The following is an 18,589-nucleotide window of genomic DNA, read 5'->3' as shown; positions in this document are numbered from 1 at the left end:
TGACGACATCGTCGTGAACGATTGAACCTTCTCGGCTCTTGCCTGGGCCAGAAGATCCCAGTAACCCGGGCGTGTTTTACATGCCCGGGTCTGGGTATTTTTGGAGCACCGATGGACCGCCCAGCGGTCAAGCATGCGTGGCTTGTCCGCCGCGGTTCTCTTCTCTTTTCGCGCCGGTGCCGCGTCAAATCCGGCGGCGACGCAGGACGATGCCGGCGACGGCGAATGAAAGTGCCAGGGCGGCCGTCGGCTCGGGGATCGCCGTCACCGTCCCGCGGGCCACCATCGTGCCCGTGATCGCCAGATCCCCGCCGGCGAGAGTTTCGGTATCGCTGATGCCCATGCTGAAGAACAGGTCGTACAGATCGCCGCTCTTCGTCGCCGTTAACGTTCCCGTTCCGCTGCCGCTGATTTCGGTTCCAGCCAGTGTGACATTGACAGGGGAAACCGTCCCACCGGTCAACAGGATCAGGTGTTCTGTCCCAGAAAACGCCCCTCCGTTGACGGCGCTTGAGGCGGGAGTCGTATCCGCGGTTGCGGTCGTCCCCACCGCATTCAAGGTCATTGTTTCGGTCGGATCGTTGGGATTGCCCGTGGGCACGTTCTCCATCGTCCAATCGCTGCTGATCAGATCGCCCCCGGTCAAATTCAACGACGAGATCACGCCGGTTTCAAAATCGATCTCGATCTCGGCATTGATCGTTCCCGACAACTCGGTCACCGACGAACCGATTGGAAACCCGCCGGCCGACAACGCCAAATCGAGTGTGTTGACCGTCGGGGTCGATGGATCGAGTGTCAAGATCGTCCTGACCGTCGCCCCATGCAGCGGCGATCCCTGCATCATCACCATCAACAACAAGCCGGCCACAAATGTAAGTTTTTTCATCGATGTCTTCCCTCGGTAGGACCAATTAATGGTGGCCCAGTATAAACGCCGCCAATTGCCCGAGGCAGCTTTTCCCCAAAAATCACTCCCTCACAGCGGCGGCAACACAACCTCCACGCGGGGTGGTCGATGTTTCGTTCACTTTCCCGCCGACTCCAATCACAACGCCTTGAAATTGAGCTTGCGCCGCTTCGCTTAGTCCGCCAACGCCCACACATGCACGGCGCCGTCGTAGGATCCACAAGCCAGATGGCTGCCATCGGGCGACTGGTTGACCGAGAGAATCGTCTCTTGCGGCCCGTAACGCTGGTCGACTTGCGCCAATCCGGGAACGCTCCACGTCCGGATCACCCGTTCCCGTCCGGCGGACAATCAACCGCATGTTTCGTACCGTTGACGCGTTAACCAGAGTTTGCCAGGCGCCGCAAGCGAGTTTCCAAAACCGCCTGTCCACTCGATCGCAATCTGTGCGGGTTTGCACATCCAACGCGACGATTCATCACACTCCAGTTCGCCGCGCATCAGATTTGGCGCGCTGGTGAATTCTCGCGATCCGGCATGATCGACAGCCGAACACCGCTGCGGCGGTCGATTCGGCTTCGGTTCGACGGCAAACGTCTGCTCGTCCACAAACACGCACGCCGTCCCGCATCGATCCTGGCGTGGAATTTGCATACCGGGATGCGATGAAACGACGGTGCAATGCACATCGATCGCAACTCGCATCGCGTTTCCCATCCCCAGGTAACCGACAACTTGATGCTGGCACACGAACAAGAGACGAGCGTTGTGGGAGCGATTGGCAACCCGAATCTGCCGACCAGTTGGTTTTCGATCGAGGGCAGCCCGCATCCGTTGGGCGTGATTTGGCTGGAAGAGGAACGGGCGTTTAATTTCGCGCTCTATTCCAATCATGCGACCGGCGTCTCGCTGCTGTTGTTTACACCCGATCAGCTGGCCCAACCCTGTCGACGAATCGATCTGAACCATCTGACCAACAAATCCGGCCGGATTTGGCATTGCCGCGTGCCGGAGTCGGATCTTGGCGGCGCGATCTATTACGGCTATCAGGTCCAAGGGCCTCAGGGAGGACGGAAGTTTGATCTTCACGCCTTCGATGATCAGAAACTGTTGATCGATCCGTACGCGACGGAGATCCATTTTCCCGACAGCTTTGATCGTTCGGCGGCGATTCGGCCGGGTTCGAATATCGGCAAGGCGCCGTTGGGCGTCCTGCCCAGCGTCAAAGAACAGGAAGCCTGTCCCCGGAAAGCCGACCGCGTTCGATTCCATGAACACGACTTGGTGATCTATGAATTGCATGTCCGTGGATTCACGCGAAACCCCAACAGCGGCGTCGATTCCCAGCGACGAGGGACTTATTTGGGCGCGATCGACAAAATTCCCTACCTGGTCGAATTGGGAATCACGGCCGTCGAATTAATGCCGGTCTTTCAATTTGATCCCCAAGAAAACAATTTCTGGGGCTACATGCCGCTGAATTTTTTCGCGCCCCATTCTCAATACGCCACACATCAGCGGAACGCCGCTCGCGAGTTTCGGCAAATGGTCAGCGCGTTTCATCAAGCGGGCATCGAAGTCTTGTTGGATGTCGTGTTCAACCACACGACCGAGGGTGACGAGCACGGTCCCTGTTACAGTTTCAAAGGGATCGACAACAGCAGTTATTACATCACCACCGGCGACCCCGAACATCCCTTTGCCAACTTTTCGGGGACGGGCAACACGTTGCACACCAAGAACCGCCATTGCGTGCGAATGATCTTGGACAGCATGCGCAGTTGGGTCCACCACTACCACGTCGACGGATTCCGGTTTGACCTGGCGTCGGTCTTCAACCGACGCGGTGACGGATCGGTTTCGTCCAGCCAGTCGCGATTGGTGGCCGCCATCCGCGCCGACCCGGTGTTGGGGAAGGTGCGTCTGATCGCCGAACCCTGGGACGCCGCCGGCTTGAATCAACTCGGGCAAGGGTTTCCCGGAAAACGCTGGATGCAGTGGAACGGACGGTTTCGCGATGATGTCCGCCGCTTCGTGAAAGGTGATCCGGGGTTGTTGCCGGAGATGGTCCGGCGGATGTACGGCAGCGACGATCTGTTTCCCGATTCGCTGCACGAAGCCTGTCATCCCTACCAAAGCGTCAACTACATCAATTCACACGACGGATTCACCTTGTACGACCAAGTGTCGTACAACCAACGTCACAACTGGGTCAACGGGGAACAGAATCGCGACGGGCACCGCGACAACCATAGTTGGAATTGTGGTGTCGAAGGCGATGCGGGGGCGGACGAGGAAATCGTCAAGCTGCGAATTCAGCAAGCAAAGAATTTCTGTTGCCTGTTGATGCTTGCCAACGGCACCCCGATGTTTCGCGCCGGCGATGAGTTTTTGCAAACGCAATATGGCAACAACAACCCCTTTAACCAAGACAACAAGTTCAGCTGGCTGGACTGGGACCGGCTCCAAGAGCACGACGCGTTCCATCGTTTCTTTCGCATGATGATCGCGTTTCGCAAGTCGCACCCGACGATCGCACGCAGTCGTTTTTGGCGCGACGATGTGCGTTGGTACGGCACGGGAGCGGAAGTCGATTGGTCGTATGAGGCCCGACAATTCGCCTACTTCCTGAACGGGGCATCCCAACGTGACAACAATCTTTACGTGATGGTCAACGCCGATTGGAGGCCGCACACGTTCTCGATCCAGCACTACGAGTCGTTCGCTTGGGAAGTCGCCGTCAATACCGCCGCAACATCACCCGAGGACATCTGCGACAGCGGGCAAGGTCCGCGCGTCCGGTCACGACAATTCCCCGTCGCCGCACGATCGGTCGTCGTTCTCCGTTCGTGCCGAGCGACCGATGCGGTCATCGAGAAACCCGAGACCGCCGGGCCGCCGAACAAACCGCGATGACGGCAACTGGTACGTCTCGTATGCGCTTTGGGTAAACGGTTGTGGACGACGCGAGGTGTCTTCACAGCCGGCAATTCGAAGGAACTCGTCCCCTCGTCTACTACCCGAAAACCCAGCTGCGATGGAAAACTAGTCGTCGGCCAACAGCCAGTTGTAATTCCAAATCGGATTGCCGCAATCGACGCAGGTTTCGCCGTTGTCCAACACGCCCCCTTTGCAACTGGCACAGTCCGAGATGCCCGGCAGCAAGAACGCTTGATGGTCACGCTGTTTGGCCGCCTGGGCCGTCGCACCGAACGCGACGGCGACCACGATTCGAACCGCCGACGGCATCAACTGATACAGCACCAAGGGGCATTTGCGGGCCTCGGGATACACGCGTTCAAGACAACTGGCGAAATAACGACGCCGGCTGTCATCGTCTTGCTGGGCGTATTCGTTGACCCGTTGGCTGATCGGGCCGTTGGCGAAACTGCCACCCAAACGCAGTTCCCCCAGCCAATTGCGTATCCAGATCGGATCGGCGTTCAGCCCCGCACTGCCGGCGAACTCGGCCGCTTCGATGATCTGCCAAATATCGATCTCGGCCTTGGCGTTGTATTCGCTTTGGTCCAACGAAATCGGAATGCTCATCGAGTCCATCCCGAAGTACCGCTCGACGTCCAAGTGAATCCGGTGGAACACCAGGTCGCGGACCGTGTTCAGTCCGACCGACAGACTTTCGACAATCCCGATCCCCTGGCCCGGACCGAACACCTGATCAAGAACGGCGGCGGCTTGAGAATGCCTGGATGAATGATGTGTGCTGGCCATGTTCACAAATCCCCCTCTCGTGATCCGTTCAGTATACCGGTCGCCCCGCGGTCGGCGCCGCGATTTGCAAAACAAATCTGCCGCCACCGCAGCCCGCCACGCAGGACACCCGTGCAGTGACTGCACATCGCTGCAAACGGCAAGCCAAACGGCGAGCAATGGATCGATGTGACGCAGCCCGGACGTCACCCTGGCGGCAACCAAGCAGGGGGAACAGCGTCAACGTCGGATCATTTCGGTTCGGCCGTTACGGTTTGTCGATCACGGCGTGGGCGGGTCGGTCGCCGACGACGAAGTATCCCAGCGGGGTGTCGTTTTTGTCGGTGATCAACCAGACCGCGCCGGGGCGTGTTTGCAGCGGCTTTCGCCAGCCGGATTCCAGCGTCCCAAATGACTTGGGGGTTCCCCGGCGATCCATCCAAAACAGTTTCACCGGTTGGTCGCGACGGTTGGTAAACACGACGTCGAATCGATTGCCGTCCGGCTGGGACGGGGGGGCGTCCGATTCGGTTGCCGCGTGCCACCGTAACTTCGGCAGCGCCGCGTCACTCGGTGGCACATACGCCGCGAACTTTGTGGGCGCCGATGCACGCATCCGCGCGATTCGCGCAGCATGCTCGGGCTCCGTCGCCAAGTTGTCCCACTCGTAACGATCGTTTTGGGTATCGTACAACTCGTGATCCCCGTTGTCGTATTGAACCAAGCGCCATCTCCGCTCGCTCAGTCCATAGTTTCCCGGTCGATTCAAACAGGTGATCGAGACGTGCGGCCACTCCGCTGCGGCGTTTTCCAATAGCGGCACCAGCGAGGGACCATCGTTGGACTCCTTGGGTGGCAACCCGGCCAATTCGGCGAGCGTCGGATACAGCGACAGCAGGTTGACCGGCGCATCGCAGATCGTGTTGGCGTCGGTTCCGCCCGTCAGCCCAGGCGTCCCCTGGGGAACGCGGATCATCAGCGGGACGCGCGTGCAGACGCGCCACGCCGTGTACTTTTGCCAATGCTGTTTTTCGCCCAAATGCCAGCCGTGGTCACTCCATAACACCACAATCGTGTTGTCCCGGTTCGGTCCACGCTCAAGTGCATCGATCACGCGGCCGACCATTGCATCGGCAAAGGCGATCGAGGCGAGGTAACCTTGGACGGCCTGTTTCCATTGGCCGTGATTCAAGATGTGCTCGAAGTAGCGGTTCGGCCCACGCCGTTTTCCTGCCGGGGGCAAATCATCCAGGTCGTCTTCGCGATAGCCCGGCGGCAACTGAATGTCGTCGAGCGGAAATTGATCAAAGTACTTCTTGGGGACGAACCACGGCTCGTGAGGACGATAGATGCCGCATGCCAGAAAAAACGGCTTGTCGTGTTGTTTGCCCAGTTGCTCGCCGATCCACTGTGACACCAAATAGTCGCCGCCGAATTCCTGGTCCGTGACATCCAACGGCCCCCAGTCGGTTTCGCGGTATTGCCAAGGACCACCAACCGGCAGACTGACGGGACGCTTTTCCGGATACAGCGTTCGCGGAAACGGATCTTCGGTTTCCTTGGGCGGGTAATATTGATCCCAGGATTGCTGATCGATGAAATAGTGCAGTAACTTGCCCGATCCGGCGGACCAATATCCATGCCGCGAGAAGTATTTGGGCAGCAGTTCGGCATCGGGCAACAACGTGCGCATCTTTTGGCCGTTGTCGTACAGTCCTGAAATGTAGGGCGAAACCCCTGTCATGATCGCGGTCCGCGACGGGTTGCACGCCGGCGCCGGACAATGGGCATTGGTAAACAACACGCCGCTTTCGGCTAGCCGATCCAGATTCGGTGTCGCCGCTTGTGGATGTCCCCCCATGCAGCCGATCCAGTCATTCAGATCGTCGACGGCGATGAACAAAACGTTGGGCGCCGCGGCCTTGACCGGGACCGGTCCCCCGAGAAGCGAAACAGAAACCAGACAGAGGGTATGGATCAGCAAGCGATGCGGCATGACGTGGTGTTTCCAATCGGTCAGTGATCGTCCCACAGTTCTTTCAGCAACGTCGCCATCCTGGGATCGTGCATTTCAAGCTCGCTGCGGTCGAACGGGTAAAAATCATTGCGTCCAAAATACGCCTCCGATGTCTCCGCAAAGTACTCGCGGTCGTTCGTCATCGCGTAGGCCCGCTCCGTTTTGCCGTTGCCGCGTTCAACGGCGTCGTAACGGCCGCTGTGCTTGGCAACCTCAAACGTCGCGCGGATTTCCGCGTTGTCGAACCCGAGTACCTGGTCGTGATAGGCGTGCGCGAGTTCGTGGATCACCAGCACGGGCATCCGCTCAACTTCGTGTTCGAATTTCGGGATATTCGTGAACTCGACACAGCGGTGCAGTTTGGGGTGCCGCCCCTGTCTGGCCAACCAGTCCGCCCCCGGGTGATACTCGCCGGTCGGACCAAACCCGTCGTACTTTGGTGAGAACCAAATCGGCACGTCGATCAACCGAGACACCGCGGATTCCGGCAGCAATCGTTTGACCGTCCGCAGTTGTTCGCCCAACAATTCGAGCGCACGCTCAGTTGCCTCGGGGTGCGATTTCACGAGTGCTTCGCTGACGCGGACCGGCCAGCCTTCGACGGCGCGTGACAAGTATCCGGGAACCGCGGCGCGAGGATCGTCGCTACGAATCCGCTGGGCTTCCCGCTTCTGGGCTTCCCGCTTCTGGGCTTCCCGCTTCTGGGCTTCCCGCATCGGCGATTGATCCGACGCACGATCTTCGGTGACCTGTGCCCGCTGGTCGGATGCGTTCTGTCCCCGAAGGCAATGGGGAAGGAGGATGAAGCCGACCATCAAGCCCAGGACTCTCGGCGGCAGGTTGCAGCATCCGGCCTTCATCAAACACCCTCTTGCGTTGGTACGTTGCGGTCCAGGCCAACTGTATTCCGCAGGTCCGATTCGCGCAAGCCCCATCGCATCAATTCGTCTTGCATTTACTTGGGGGGCTGACGCCCCGAAAGCCTTGGCGGCTTCCGCGAGGGGAGGAATCGAATGCTTGATCGCGACAACGAACTATTTCACCGCCTTCATGTCGGCGCGGAAACTGTTGCTCGGCTGAGGCGGTTTGCCGGTCACCTTTCCCCGTTGCTTTGCCGGCAGATGGTCCACGTTCTCGGCGACATCGTGCCACAGCGCGATCAGCTCCTTCGCCTTTTCTGGATAGTTGGTGCTCAGATCGTTCAGCTCCGAGCGGTCGTTGCGGATGTCATACAATTCCCACTTGCCGCCGTTGGCCGAGACGATCTTCCAATCGCCTTGCCGGATCGCGCGGTTCTTGGAAAACATGAAGTACATCCAAGGGTGCGGTGTCCGCTGTTGCCCCTGCAAAATGGGCAGCAGCGACCTCCCTTGCATCGGCGTGATCCGGCGGCCTTCGAATTCGGTCGGGTACGTTGCGCCGGCGATGTCGACCAGCGTCGGCATGAAATCGATCAGGTGGCCGGGCTGGTCGGTCAACGATCCCGGCTCGGTTTTCAATCCGGCCGGCCAGTGCACGATCAGCGGAGACGAGATCCCGCCTTCGTGTTGATTCTGTTTGTACCAGCGGAACGGGGTGTTCCCCACGTGGGCCCATCCGGTGTCGTAGCACCAGTACGAATCTGGGTCCCAGGGACGCAGCTGCTTGCCGCGCGTCCGCTCGAACGGACAGGCCCCGTTGTCGCTGCAAAACATGAACAGCGTGTTTTCGAATTCTCCGGCGGCTTTCAGGTGATCGACCAAGCGACCGATGTTCTGGTCCAGGCAATCCACCATGCCCGCGAACGCCGCCATCCGTTCCTGTTCCCACAACTTGTCGGCGTCATCGAGTTCATCCCACGCGGGAATGTAGTCGGGGCGTTCACTGAGGCCGAATTTCGGGTCGATCAATCCACTTTCGATCTGTCGCGCGTAGCGTTGTCGGCGAATCGCGTCCCAACCGTCGCGGTAGCGCGTCCGATACTTTTCAAAATCCTTGCGTTTGACGTGCAGCGGATAATGCGGCGCGTTGTAGGCCACATACAGAAAGAATGGTTTGTCGCTGGCGGTCGCTTCATCGACAAATTTGATCGCGTAATCCGTGTCCACATCGGTGGTGTAAAAGTCTTTGCCGAAATCGTCGAACGGTTCACCGTTGATCCGAAACGTCTGATCGCCGGTGAAAAAATTCGTCGCGCCGCTGAGGTGTCCGAAATAGCGTTGAAATCCGCGGTCGGTCGGCTCCTTTTTCAAGTGCCATTTGCCGGACATGGCCGTGAAGTAGCCGGCTTGGTTCAGGACTTCCGCCAAGGTGACGGCGTTGTCCAGGCCGGCGTTCCCGGCTTGCTGGCAGTACAGCCCCGACAGCAGACAGATCCGCGAGGAGTGGCATTTGGCGGTGTTGTAAAACTGACGAAACCGCAGCCCGTTTTGGGCCAATCCGTCAAGCGTCGGCGTTTCGATCTCACTTCCGTAACAACCCAGATCCGAAAACCCCAGGTCATCGGCCATGATCAAGACGATGTTGGGCCGACTGGCCGACGGCGGGGCGGCACTGGCCGACGGCGGGGCGGCACTGGCCGACGGCGGGGCGGCACTGGCCGACGGCGGGGCGGCACTGGCCGACGGCGGGGCGACACTGGCCGAATCCCAAAACGGAATTGTCGAGCACAGGGTGAGGATCGCGCCGACGGTAAACCGTTGCAACGTGGAATGCTTGAACATCGCCATGGATCTCTTTGAAATGAAAATGGATGCGTCGGTCTCGCTTTCTCCGGAGTCGACGACGCTTCCTACTTGGCCCGCTTCTTCTTTCCGGGTTTGTCCGCCACATCCATGTACTCTTTCATCCGGCCGACGTAGCCGCCGTGATCGAAATTGCACTGTTTCATCGCTTCGGTGTAGGGCTCGATCCCGTCTCCGATCCAATCAATGATGTTGAACACCTTCAACGACGCATAAGAACTCTCTCGCAACAACTGGTTCCAGCATGCTTGGGCGGCCGCTTGGTCCCCGCCGCGATACAGGATCCAGGCCGCCATCGCACGGACATGATGGGATTCGTCTTGCAACGCCGCCCGGATCTCCTGCATGTCCAGGGGGGCCGATTCCTGCAAGTTGAAACAACCGACGATGGCCCAGTAGCGGACGCCGGAGTCTTTCGCACGCAGGTCTTCGTACAAGCGTCCCAGGTTGTCGGGGTTTTGTTCCAACGCCCGCGCGGAAGCCTGCTGCAGTGCGGCAACATCGTACAGGGACGGCGTCCGCACCATGTCAAAGATCGTTTTGCCGCTGGCTTCACTGCGGCGGACGATTTCGCTTTCGGGCAACAAGCCGGCGTCAAAGTGTTCTCGTTGCCAGCGGTCCAAGGCCTTGCTCAATCGTTTGACGTCCGCGGCATAGCGGGGATCGTCGATCAGGTTGTGGACGTTGTCCGGGTCGACGGACGTGTCATAAAGTTCTTCCATCGGCTTGGTGCCGAAAAAACGTCCCGTCACCGCATCGGTCTTGCCGGCGAGATGATGTTCCTCCCACGCCTGGGTCGCCCGCATGATCCACAGGTAATTCAGGTGTTGTCCCCAGGGGGCATAGGGCATGTAGTTGCGGATGTACAAGAACCGACGGTCGCGGATCGCCCTGACGTTGTCACAGCGTTCGTCCATCCGCGTGCGGAAACTGACGTGGTACTCCCGCGATTCCTTGTTCGGCCCCAGGAACACCTTGCCTTGCAAATAGTCCGGTTTTTCTGCCCCACACACGTCCAGCCACGTTTTGGTCATGTCGATGAAGCTGACCAGATCGTCGATCTTGGTGCCGGGCTGGGCGGGACGCAGGTGTTTGAATTTCTCCGGGATACGGATGATCAGCGGGCAATGCGTTCCGCTGTTGAACAAGAATCGTTTGCTGCGGGCAATCACTCCGCCGTGGTCCGAGTTGTGGATCACGATGGTGTTTTCGGCCAACCCGGACTCCTCCAGCCGTTGCAGCGCCAGCCCGATGTCGGCGTCCATCTTCTTCATCTGGTCATGGTAGTGCGCATAATTCTTGCGGATGTCCGGAATGTCCGGATGGTACTTAGCCAACCGCACGTCATCGGGGCTGTGCGTGGTGTGGTTGACGTCGCCGAATGCCTTGGACTCGTGCGATTTGGTGCTGTTGATGACCATGAAGAACGGTTGTCGTTGCTTCAGTTGGTCCCAGTCGGTCTTGTCCGTGTCCCAAGCACTTTTGTCGTCGCGGCCGCCGATGTTGTAGTCCGTCTTCCTGTCATTGCCGACGTAGTACCCGGCGTCCTTCAATAGGTCGGGGTAGTAGCGGATTCGATCGTGCGGGATCGGATAGCGGCTTCGCATCGGATGCGTCCCCATCGACAACGCATGAACTCCGGTGATCCAGGTGCTGCGTGACGGGGCACACACCGGCGCGTTGGCGTAGCAATGCATGTACTGAAACCCTTCGGCCGCCAGGGCGTCGATATTGGGCGTGTCGGCATGGGGGTTGCCGTAGCATCCGACCCAATTGACGTTGTTGTCTTCGCAGGTCAACCAAAGGATGTTGGGACGCTCGTCGGCGACGGCGATGCCGCCGGACAGGAAGGCAACGAAAAGGAAAAGCAACCGAATGAGGCGACGAGGCATGGCGCGACCGGTGGGAGCGAATGGAAAGGCGGGGAACAACAGCGGGGCAATCACGGTAGATCCGTCACAGCCATCGCCTGACATTTCAGCGAGCGATTCTAACTCGACGCGGTGGCTGGGTGGGCCGCCACAGAGAAAAGTGGAATTCGATTTACGCGAAAACCGCGGTTTTGATTCCACCGCATGCTTCGTCGCGATGCGGACGCGAATGCTCTAGAATACCGACTCGTTGCACCGGCAGAGCTGATCGCCTGAACCGGCTGGTGCGCAAGCGACATCGTTTTTGCCTAAAAACGACCGGATCACGAAACGACGGGATCACGAAACGACGGGAGGCCAGAGATGCCCAGGGTCGAGGAGACTCGCAGTGAGTTGTTGGCTCAACTTGCTGAAATACAGGCGAAACTCGCGCGACTGAACCAGTCCGAATCGGTCGAGCGAGCAGCGCCGGCGGAACAGCATCGAGCGAACGCCGCGGGATCGATTGACGTCGCCCCGCGTGATCCCGGCCGCGCCGACGTGGGCTTGATTGAGTGGGATGCAAACGACGCGATCAGCCGCTGGAGCCCACAGGCCGAACAGATCTTTGGCTGGAAGGCCGAGGAGGTGTTGGGGAAATGCTGGGACGAGTTCCGGCTGGTACATGAGCAGGACATCGCCCTGGTCCAACAGGCCAACCGCGAATTGCTGGAAGGCCATGTCGATTTCAACACCAGCTTTAATCGTAATTATCGCAAAGACGGAACGGTGTTGAATTGCGAGTGGTTCAACGCCGTCCGCCGCAATGACCAGGGAGAGATCGTCGCAGTCGTCTCGCTGCCCCACGATGTGACCGGGCGTGTGCGTGCCGAAAGCCACATGCATCACTTTCAAAACGCGATGCGGATGATCACGATCGGCACGTCGCGCTCGACCGGGCTGGCGTTTTTCCAAGCGCTGGTCCGCTACATCTCCCAGTCGCTCGGTTTTCGATCTGTGTTCGTCGCCCGCATCGATCAAGAACATCCACATCAGGCCCGGACCATCGCGTTCTGGTCCGATGGGCAATTGGCCGAAAACTTCACCTACCCACTGGCCGGGTCGCCGACCCAAAACACCGTGATCAATCGGTCGATGGAGTTTAGTGCCGATGGCGTTCAGCGGCGGTTTCCCAACGACGCCACGTTGGCCCGGTTTCATGCGGAAGGCTATCTGGCGACACCACTGGTCGGTTCGGACGGAGACGTGCTCGGAGTGTTGGCGGTGATGGATGACAAACCGATGGAAGATCGTGGAGACATCCGCGAAATGATCGCGCTGTTCGGCGATCGGACCGCGATCGAAATCGAACGCTCGATCGCCGAGGCGTCTCAGCATGCCAGCAGAACTCGGTTGCGGGTGCTGACTGAACAATTGCCGGCGGTCCTGTGGACCACCGATTTGGAACTTCGCTTCACACATTCCACCGGCGCGGGCCTGAAGAGTCTGAATCAAAAGCCGGGCCAATCCGTCGGGCAAACGCTGTTCGAATACTTTCAGACCGATGACGAGACGTATGGGCCGATCGCGATCCATTTTCGCGCCCTGCAAGGGATCTCCGGGACGTCGGTCGTCGAGTGGGCTGGCCTCGTTTTCCAGGTCTACGTGGAGCCACTTCGCGATCCCTCCGGGCAGATCATCGGCACGATCGGATTGGCCCAGGACATCAGCGAATTGAAACGGGTCGAACACTCTCTGATTCAAAGCGAGGAGAGGTTCCGCCGGCTGATTCAACATGCCCCCGAGGCGGTTGTCTTGCTGGACACCAAAACCGGACGCTTCGTGATGGTCAATGAGGCGGCGGAAAAGTTGTACAAGTATCCCGCCGAACAGCTGCTGCAAATGGGGCCGCTGGATATCAGCCCCGTCGTTCAAGCCGATGGGCAACTGTCGGCCGAAAAGAGCCGCGAAGTCATTTCGAAAGCCTGCGCCGGCGAGACACCGATCTTTGAATGGACCCACCGCGATGCCCTGGGCAGTGAGATCCCCTGCGAAATCCGGTTGCTTTCGCTCGCAGAAGGCGGACGCACCATCATCCGCGGAAGCGTCACCGACGTGACCGAAAAGAAACGTGCCGAAGAATCGCTCAAGCGGTTGGAATCCGAATTGGCACACGTCGCCCGGGTTTCCACGATGGGCGAGATGGTCGGCGGGCTGGCACACGAACTGAATCAACCCCTGTACGCGATCCAAAACTTCGGCAAAGCCTGCGGGAATCTGGTCGCCGCCGAGGGAGTCATCGACCGCGATCGGTTGCACCAGTGGCTCGACAAGATCACGTCCACCGCGCAATTCGCCGGCGAAATCCTGACCCGATTGCGGAGTTTTGTGTCGCGTGAACCGATCAACAAGACGACCATCGACCTGGACGAAATCATCCAGTCGGCACTGATGCTGACCAAACACGATGCTCAAGTCGCCGGCATCCGTGTGGAATACGCTCCCGCCTCGCTGCTGCCACCGGTCAAAGCCGACAACGTGCACATCCAACAGGTGCTGGTCAATCTGATTAAAAACGCCTTCGACGCAGTCCAGAACCAGTCGGTCGGCGAACCCGTGGTGCGGATCTCGACGGAAAAACTAGGTGACTTGGTGGCCGTGACCGTCGCCGACAATGGCCCCGGATTGCCGCCCGGCAACGTCCCGATCTTTGAAGCGTTTTGTTCCACCAAAACCAACGCCCTGGGACTCGGACTGGCCATCAGCACCACCATCGTCAAAGCCCATGGCGGAACCCTGCAAGCGAACAACGGGGCGGAATTCGGCGCCGTCTTTCGCTTCACACTCGCGACCGCTCCGGAAAACGATTGACCGCGGTCGAAACGCGATTCTCCACGCGGCCGCCACGCGCGGCCGATGGGACTTACAATCGATCAGCTGCACCTCGGTTGCCCCAACAATTCCTCCAGGATTCTGTGATGCAATTGTTGTCGGCTCTCGTCACTTCAGCGTGAAATGCCTGCGTCAGATCTACCACGCTTCAATGCTCCTTCGACGCCTGGCAACATTGTTTGCTGGCGAGGATATTGGTCAGCAATACATTTCACGTCCCATCAAGTAGAATCTGGGTCTGCGTTTTTCGCCCCCGCCAACGTTGCAGGAGATTCTGATGAAAATATTGGCCGCGACAAAGTACATCGTCATCCCTTTGATTTACCTGGTGGCGTGTTTACAGGCGTGTTCAATCGCAAGGGCCGAAGTGCGTTTGCCGGGTTTCATCGGCGACCACATGGTGCTGCAACAACAGATGCCGATCCGCCTGTGGGGCTGGGCCGATGCGGGGGAAACCGTCGAAGTCTCGTTGGGCGGGAACAAGACGACCGCAACGCCTGGCGAAACGGGACGCTGGCAGGTTGAATTGCCCGCGATGCAGGCCAGTGACTCGCCCCTGGCCTTGGTCGTCAAGGGGAACAACACGATCCAGGTGGACGATGTCCTGGTCGGCGAAGTGTGGCTGTGCTCGGGCCAGTCCAACATGGAGTGGTCGGTTGCGGCCAGTGCCAACGCCAAGGCTGAAATCGCTGCGGCCGACTACCCGCTGATTCGACACATCAAAATCCCCCGCAATCCGTCCACCACGCCGCTCGATGACGTCAGCGCCCCGTGGAACGTCTGCTCGCCCGAAACCGCAGGCAGTTTCACCGCCTGTGGCTACTACATGGCGCGGCGGCTGCATCAGGATCTCGGCGTGCCGATCGGATTGATCAATTCTTCCTGGGGCGGCACGCGAGTCGAACCCTGGACGCCTCCGGTCGGGTTTCGCAGCGTCGACGCGTTGGACGGCATCTACAAGTCGGTCGTCCAGCGGACACCCGGCTCGGAATCCTATCAGGCCACGCTCGAAAAACACATCGCCGCAACGCGACAATGGCTCGACGGTGCCTCCGAAGCGTTGCAATCGAAAACCGCTGCTGAACCCAGCCCCGCCTTTCCTAAGGACCTGCTGCCGTTTCAAAGCCATCAAGACCCGACCATGCTCTACAACGGCATGATCCATGCCTTGGTCGGATATCCGATCCGCGGGGCGATCTGGTACCAGGGCGAATCCAATCACGCCGAGGGCATGCTGTATTTCGAAAAGAAAAAGGCACTGATCGGCGGCTGGCGAACACTATGGAACCAGGGCGACTTTCCTTTCTACTACGTCCAAATCGCACCGTTCCAATACGGCAGCGAAGACCCTACGATTCTGCCCCGTTTTTGGGAAGCTCAAGCCGCGGTTGAGCAACTTCCCAACAGCGGCATGGTCGTCATCAACGACATCGCCACGCTGAACAATATCCATCCGCCGAACAAGCAAGACGTCGGGAATCGGTTGGCGCTGCTGGCCTTGAAAAATGACTATGGGAAGGAGGACTTGGTCGCCCACAGTCCCGAGATGGAGTCGATGGAAATCTTGGACGGCCGGCTGAAGATCACGTTTGCAAAGACCGGCGGCGGACTGAAGACGCGCGATGCCAATCCGCCCAGCCACTTTGAAGTCATCGGCGCCGGTTCGGGCGGCTACCAACCGGCCGACGCCACCATCGAAGGCGACGCCGTGATCCTGACCTCCGACGCCGTCGAAAAACCGGTCGCGTTCCGATTCGCCTGGGATAAGTTGGCAGAACCCAACTTGACCGGCGGCACCGGACTGCCGGTCGGAGCGTTCCGCGGCGGTGAGGAACCGGACTTCTTGAGCTCGCTTCCAATCCATCGCGACTACCAATTGGTCTATGACATCGACCTCGGCAAACTGAATCAACGCGTTCAATACGATGTGGATCACAGCGACGACGTTTCCGCGTTTGACCGCATCGGATATCTGTTGGAACTCCGCTCAAGTAGCGGGCAAGATCAGGCCGTCTTTGTCTCGATGAAGGCGTTCACCGATGATGCGACCAAGATCGGCATCCCGACCGTTTCCTCCGCTGCCGTCTTTCAACAGTCGGTCGAAGACATGGACGTGTTTTCGTCCACCGACCGCGTGACCCAAGGCCGCGCGATCGCGACCGGCAACATTGAATTCTGGCCCGGCAACTACGGCCCGGCCAATCAAGCCGGCGTCCAAAACGCGTCCGGATCCCAATTCGACTTCGGCGACGAACCCTCGCCCCCGACCGCGGGCTACGGATCGATGCAGGTGCACAACTTCGGCAAGCGACAAACCGTATTCGCCATCAACCACTGGAAGGCCGCGGCGGCTGCCGACATCGGGATCGGCAACAGTTCCAGTGGCAACCCCGACTGGACCTTCACCGCAAACGCCGGTTCCTACGCCAAGAAACGACTGCGAATCTACGTCCGCCCGTCTCGATAGAACACGCTCTTCTCCCCACCCTGGCAGAAAGGTTTTATTGCTGGTGGTCCGCCTCACGCTCATGGGCGGGCCAATAGAATTTGCTGTTCGATTTCAAGTACGTGAACAACGCAGCGGCGTCGTGGCCCACGTCGGGGACTTCGTAATACTCGTGCCTGATTCCCAAGTGTTCGAGATGCTGGTGGAAGCTTTTTGTGAGCGCTGCCGTGTTGTCGTTGGCACCGACCGCAACTCGCACCGATGGGTTGTCCTTCGCCAACTGCGCCGCGCGACGTTCGGCGACCGATCGAGGATGAGTCCGACGAAAGTGTTCCATGTCTCCGCTGCAAACCTTTTGTAGGACCTCCGCCCGCAGTGGATTTCCTCGCGCACGAGGACCTCGAAACTCCAAATCTAAGGGGCCCGCGGCGAGTATCGAAACGCTTCCAAAAAGATCGGAGCACTTCAACCCGATTCGTGCCGCCCCGTATCCGCCCATGCTGAATCCCTCAAGGATTCGTCCCCGCCGATCAGGAATGGTCCGCAGGGTCTTGTCGATCCGAGGAATCAGTTCCTCGACAAACACACTCTCCACCGGTCGTGCGCCGTCCTTCGAGTCGGTCCAGAGATGTCCCGGCAACCCGTTTACAAACACGACAATCATCGGTGGAATCTCATCCTTGGTCATCGCCAGATGAAACATCCGACCCACGGGACGGATCCCGCCGACGCCTCCAGCCGTCCCATGAAGCCAATAGAGGACTGGATATCGACTCCCTGCGTTCCGCGTGTACTGCGGCGGCGTGTAGACGTGGTAGCTCACATCACACCCGGCAAGTTTGCTGGGAAAGACATGGAACGAGAGTTGCGGCGCTCGCACCTCGCGGGTCTTCCAAGCGATCTTTGTACCTGGCAAAGCGCCGCCGTTCTCGCCCAGCGCCTGCGTTTGCAAATCCTGCTGGAAAATCACGAGCAACAGGATGACTGAAATGAAGGACGGCATGGTCATGAAAATTGCTTCAGGCCAACGGCACGAATCACACGGTTGTCGCCAACGGCCCACCACCCTGCTGGCGTGCATTGCCGGGTTCGTGGCGTCGGTCGGAACGCCAGTTGGAACATCGTCGCGGTCTGCCAATGTACCTGATTCGAATCGCCACCGGAAATTCCGGCAACGCAATCTCCAGTCGACATGGCAGGCGTCGGTTTTCAGCACTGGTCTTTTCGTGATCGTAATCGATTGTCAGGCGTCGCATTGTCTGCCTCAGCCGAGTCGACCGCGCACCAATCAGACGATGACATCAAATGCGATTGCCAGACAACAGAGGTTAGATGAAACCAAGTGGGCCAAGTCCACTTCTATTTTCGGACCGGGATTCGAGTAGGAGTACGAGTACCGGCTGACGCCTGAGTACGAGTACGAGTACGATCTGTCATCCGACGAACGATAAATTCTTGGCAGTCGGACTGCCGTGATCTACGCATTTTATCAGCAGTCGGACTGCCGATAATGGAAACCACGCGATTGTACGGTTCCCGGGCGGGGGCGCGACACCGCCACCATCGATCATGATCGAAACGTCACTCGAATCACACGAGGGAGAAATCGATCATCACACTTTAACGGTGCGACACTTGCCTGGGATTCTTGAATTTGCCAACGAATGAACGGGAATGGTTTCGTCACTGGATGAAAGCCTATGCCGACTTCCCCTCTGTCGTCGCCGACGAGCCGGCGGCGCCCCATCGCACCGTCAAACGTGCGCTGGTGATCGCGTTTCTGCAGAGCCTCCGAGACGGCAAGATCGAGGCTTGGGGCCGTGCAGAAATTGCTCGGGCACAAGGATGTCAAAACGACAATGAACTACACCCATGTCATGAACCGTCTCGGCCTGGCCGTGACCAGCCCCTCGGATCCGTTGGGGTTGGTTTGATTCACCGGGGTACTGATTGTAGAACCATTGTCCTCCATTTTTCTCCTCTCAGCCGCCTGGCTGAGAGGATTGGACGGGTGACCGCGGGGCGGTCAGGGGGAACAGTTGA

General features: G+C 59.0%; 12 protein-coding genes. 4 read left to right on the top strand and 8 right to left on the bottom strand.

From position 1 onward, the window contains the following. Positions 1 to 184: 184 nt before the first annotated feature. Together H1B37_RS28575 and H1B37_RS28570 are read right to left on the bottom strand one after the other, a co-directional pair. Positions 185 to 889 (bottom strand): PEP-CTERM sorting domain-containing protein, encoded by a 705-nt coding sequence (locus tag H1B37_RS28575; RefSeq protein WP_182870699.1) that lies wholly within the window; start codon positions 887 to 889, stop codon positions 185 to 187. Positions 890 to 1,084: 195 nt separating this feature from the next. After that, entirely contained in the window at positions 1,085 to 1,261 is a 177-nt protein-coding gene (locus H1B37_RS28570) for a WD40 repeat domain-containing protein (protein ID WP_182870698.1), read from the bottom strand. Between the two features lie 186 nt (positions 1,262 to 1,447). On the opposite strand from H1B37_RS28570, the gene H1B37_RS34130 reads away from it, so the two are divergent. Both H1B37_RS34130 and H1B37_RS28565 read left to right on the top strand, forming a co-directional pair. Then, positions 1,448 to 1,579 carry a hypothetical protein gene (locus H1B37_RS34130; protein WP_286178307.1) on the top strand — a complete coding sequence of 44 codons (132 nt, stop codon included), beginning with the start codon at positions 1,448 to 1,450 and terminating at the stop codon, positions 1,577 to 1,579. A 12-nt stretch (positions 1,580 to 1,591) separates the two neighbouring features. Further along, positions 1,592 to 3,826, top strand: a complete 2,235-nt coding sequence (locus H1B37_RS28565) for a glycogen debranching protein (protein ID WP_220498415.1) — start codon at positions 1,592 to 1,594, stop codon at positions 3,824 to 3,826. A gap of 129 nt (positions 3,827 to 3,955) precedes the next feature. Here the strand turns inward: H1B37_RS28565 and H1B37_RS28560 are convergent, their stop codons facing one another. From H1B37_RS28560 to H1B37_RS28540, 5 genes are all read right to left on the bottom strand, one after another. Further along, on the bottom strand, positions 3,956 to 4,639 hold the full coding sequence (locus H1B37_RS28560; RefSeq protein WP_182870697.1) for a hypothetical protein: 684 nt from the start codon (positions 4,637 to 4,639) through the stop codon (positions 3,956 to 3,958). Between the two features lie 247 nt (positions 4,640 to 4,886). Next, entirely contained in the window at positions 4,887 to 6,650 is a 1,764-nt protein-coding gene (locus H1B37_RS28555) for a sulfatase-like hydrolase/transferase (RefSeq protein ID WP_494546293.1), read from the bottom strand. Next, positions 6,635 to 7,495 carry a hypothetical protein gene (locus tag H1B37_RS28550; RefSeq protein WP_182870696.1) on the bottom strand — a complete coding sequence of 287 codons (861 nt, stop codon included), beginning with the start codon at positions 7,493 to 7,495 and terminating at the stop codon, positions 6,635 to 6,637. The genes H1B37_RS28555 and H1B37_RS28550 overlap by 16 nt, the downstream gene beginning before the upstream one ends. A 174-nt stretch (positions 7,496 to 7,669) precedes the next feature. Then, positions 7,670 to 9,337 (bottom strand): arylsulfatase, encoded by a 1,668-nt coding sequence (locus H1B37_RS28545; protein ID WP_220498414.1) that lies wholly within the window; start codon positions 9,335 to 9,337, stop codon positions 7,670 to 7,672. A gap of 68 nt (positions 9,338 to 9,405) precedes the next feature. Next, on the bottom strand, positions 9,406 to 11,250 hold the full coding sequence (locus H1B37_RS28540) for a sulfatase-like hydrolase/transferase (RefSeq protein WP_182870695.1): 1,845 nt from the start codon (positions 11,248 to 11,250) through the stop codon (positions 9,406 to 9,408). A 342-nt stretch (positions 11,251 to 11,592) separates the two neighbouring features. Between H1B37_RS28540 and H1B37_RS28535 the strand changes: the two genes are divergently transcribed. Both H1B37_RS28535 and H1B37_RS28530 read left to right on the top strand, forming a co-directional pair. Next, positions 11,593 to 14,079 carry a PAS domain S-box protein gene (locus H1B37_RS28535; protein ID WP_182870694.1) on the top strand — a complete coding sequence of 829 codons (2,487 nt, stop codon included), beginning with the start codon at positions 11,593 to 11,595 and terminating at the stop codon, positions 14,077 to 14,079. Between the two features lie 298 nt (positions 14,080 to 14,377). Further along, the gene (locus tag H1B37_RS28530) at positions 14,378 to 16,567 is read left to right on the top strand and encodes a sialate O-acetylesterase (protein ID WP_182870693.1); all 2,190 of its coding nucleotides are present in this window, start codon (positions 14,378 to 14,380) and stop codon (positions 16,565 to 16,567) included. Between the two features lie 34 nt (positions 16,568 to 16,601). On the opposite strand, the gene H1B37_RS28525 is transcribed toward H1B37_RS28530, so the two are convergent. Further along, the gene (locus H1B37_RS28525; RefSeq protein ID WP_182870692.1) at positions 16,602 to 17,555 is read right to left on the bottom strand and encodes an alpha/beta hydrolase; all 954 of its coding nucleotides are present in this window, start codon (positions 17,553 to 17,555) and stop codon (positions 16,602 to 16,604) included. Positions 17,556 to 18,589: the final 1,034 nt, after the last annotated feature.

The sequence above is a fragment of the Stieleria mannarensis genome (genome assembly GCF_014154935.1).
Lineage (GTDB): Bacteria > Planctomycetota > Planctomycetia > Pirellulales > Pirellulaceae > Stieleria > Stieleria mannarensis.
Note: the sequence above shows the minus strand (reverse complement) of the source record. Positions and strands in the feature narration are given on the sequence as shown.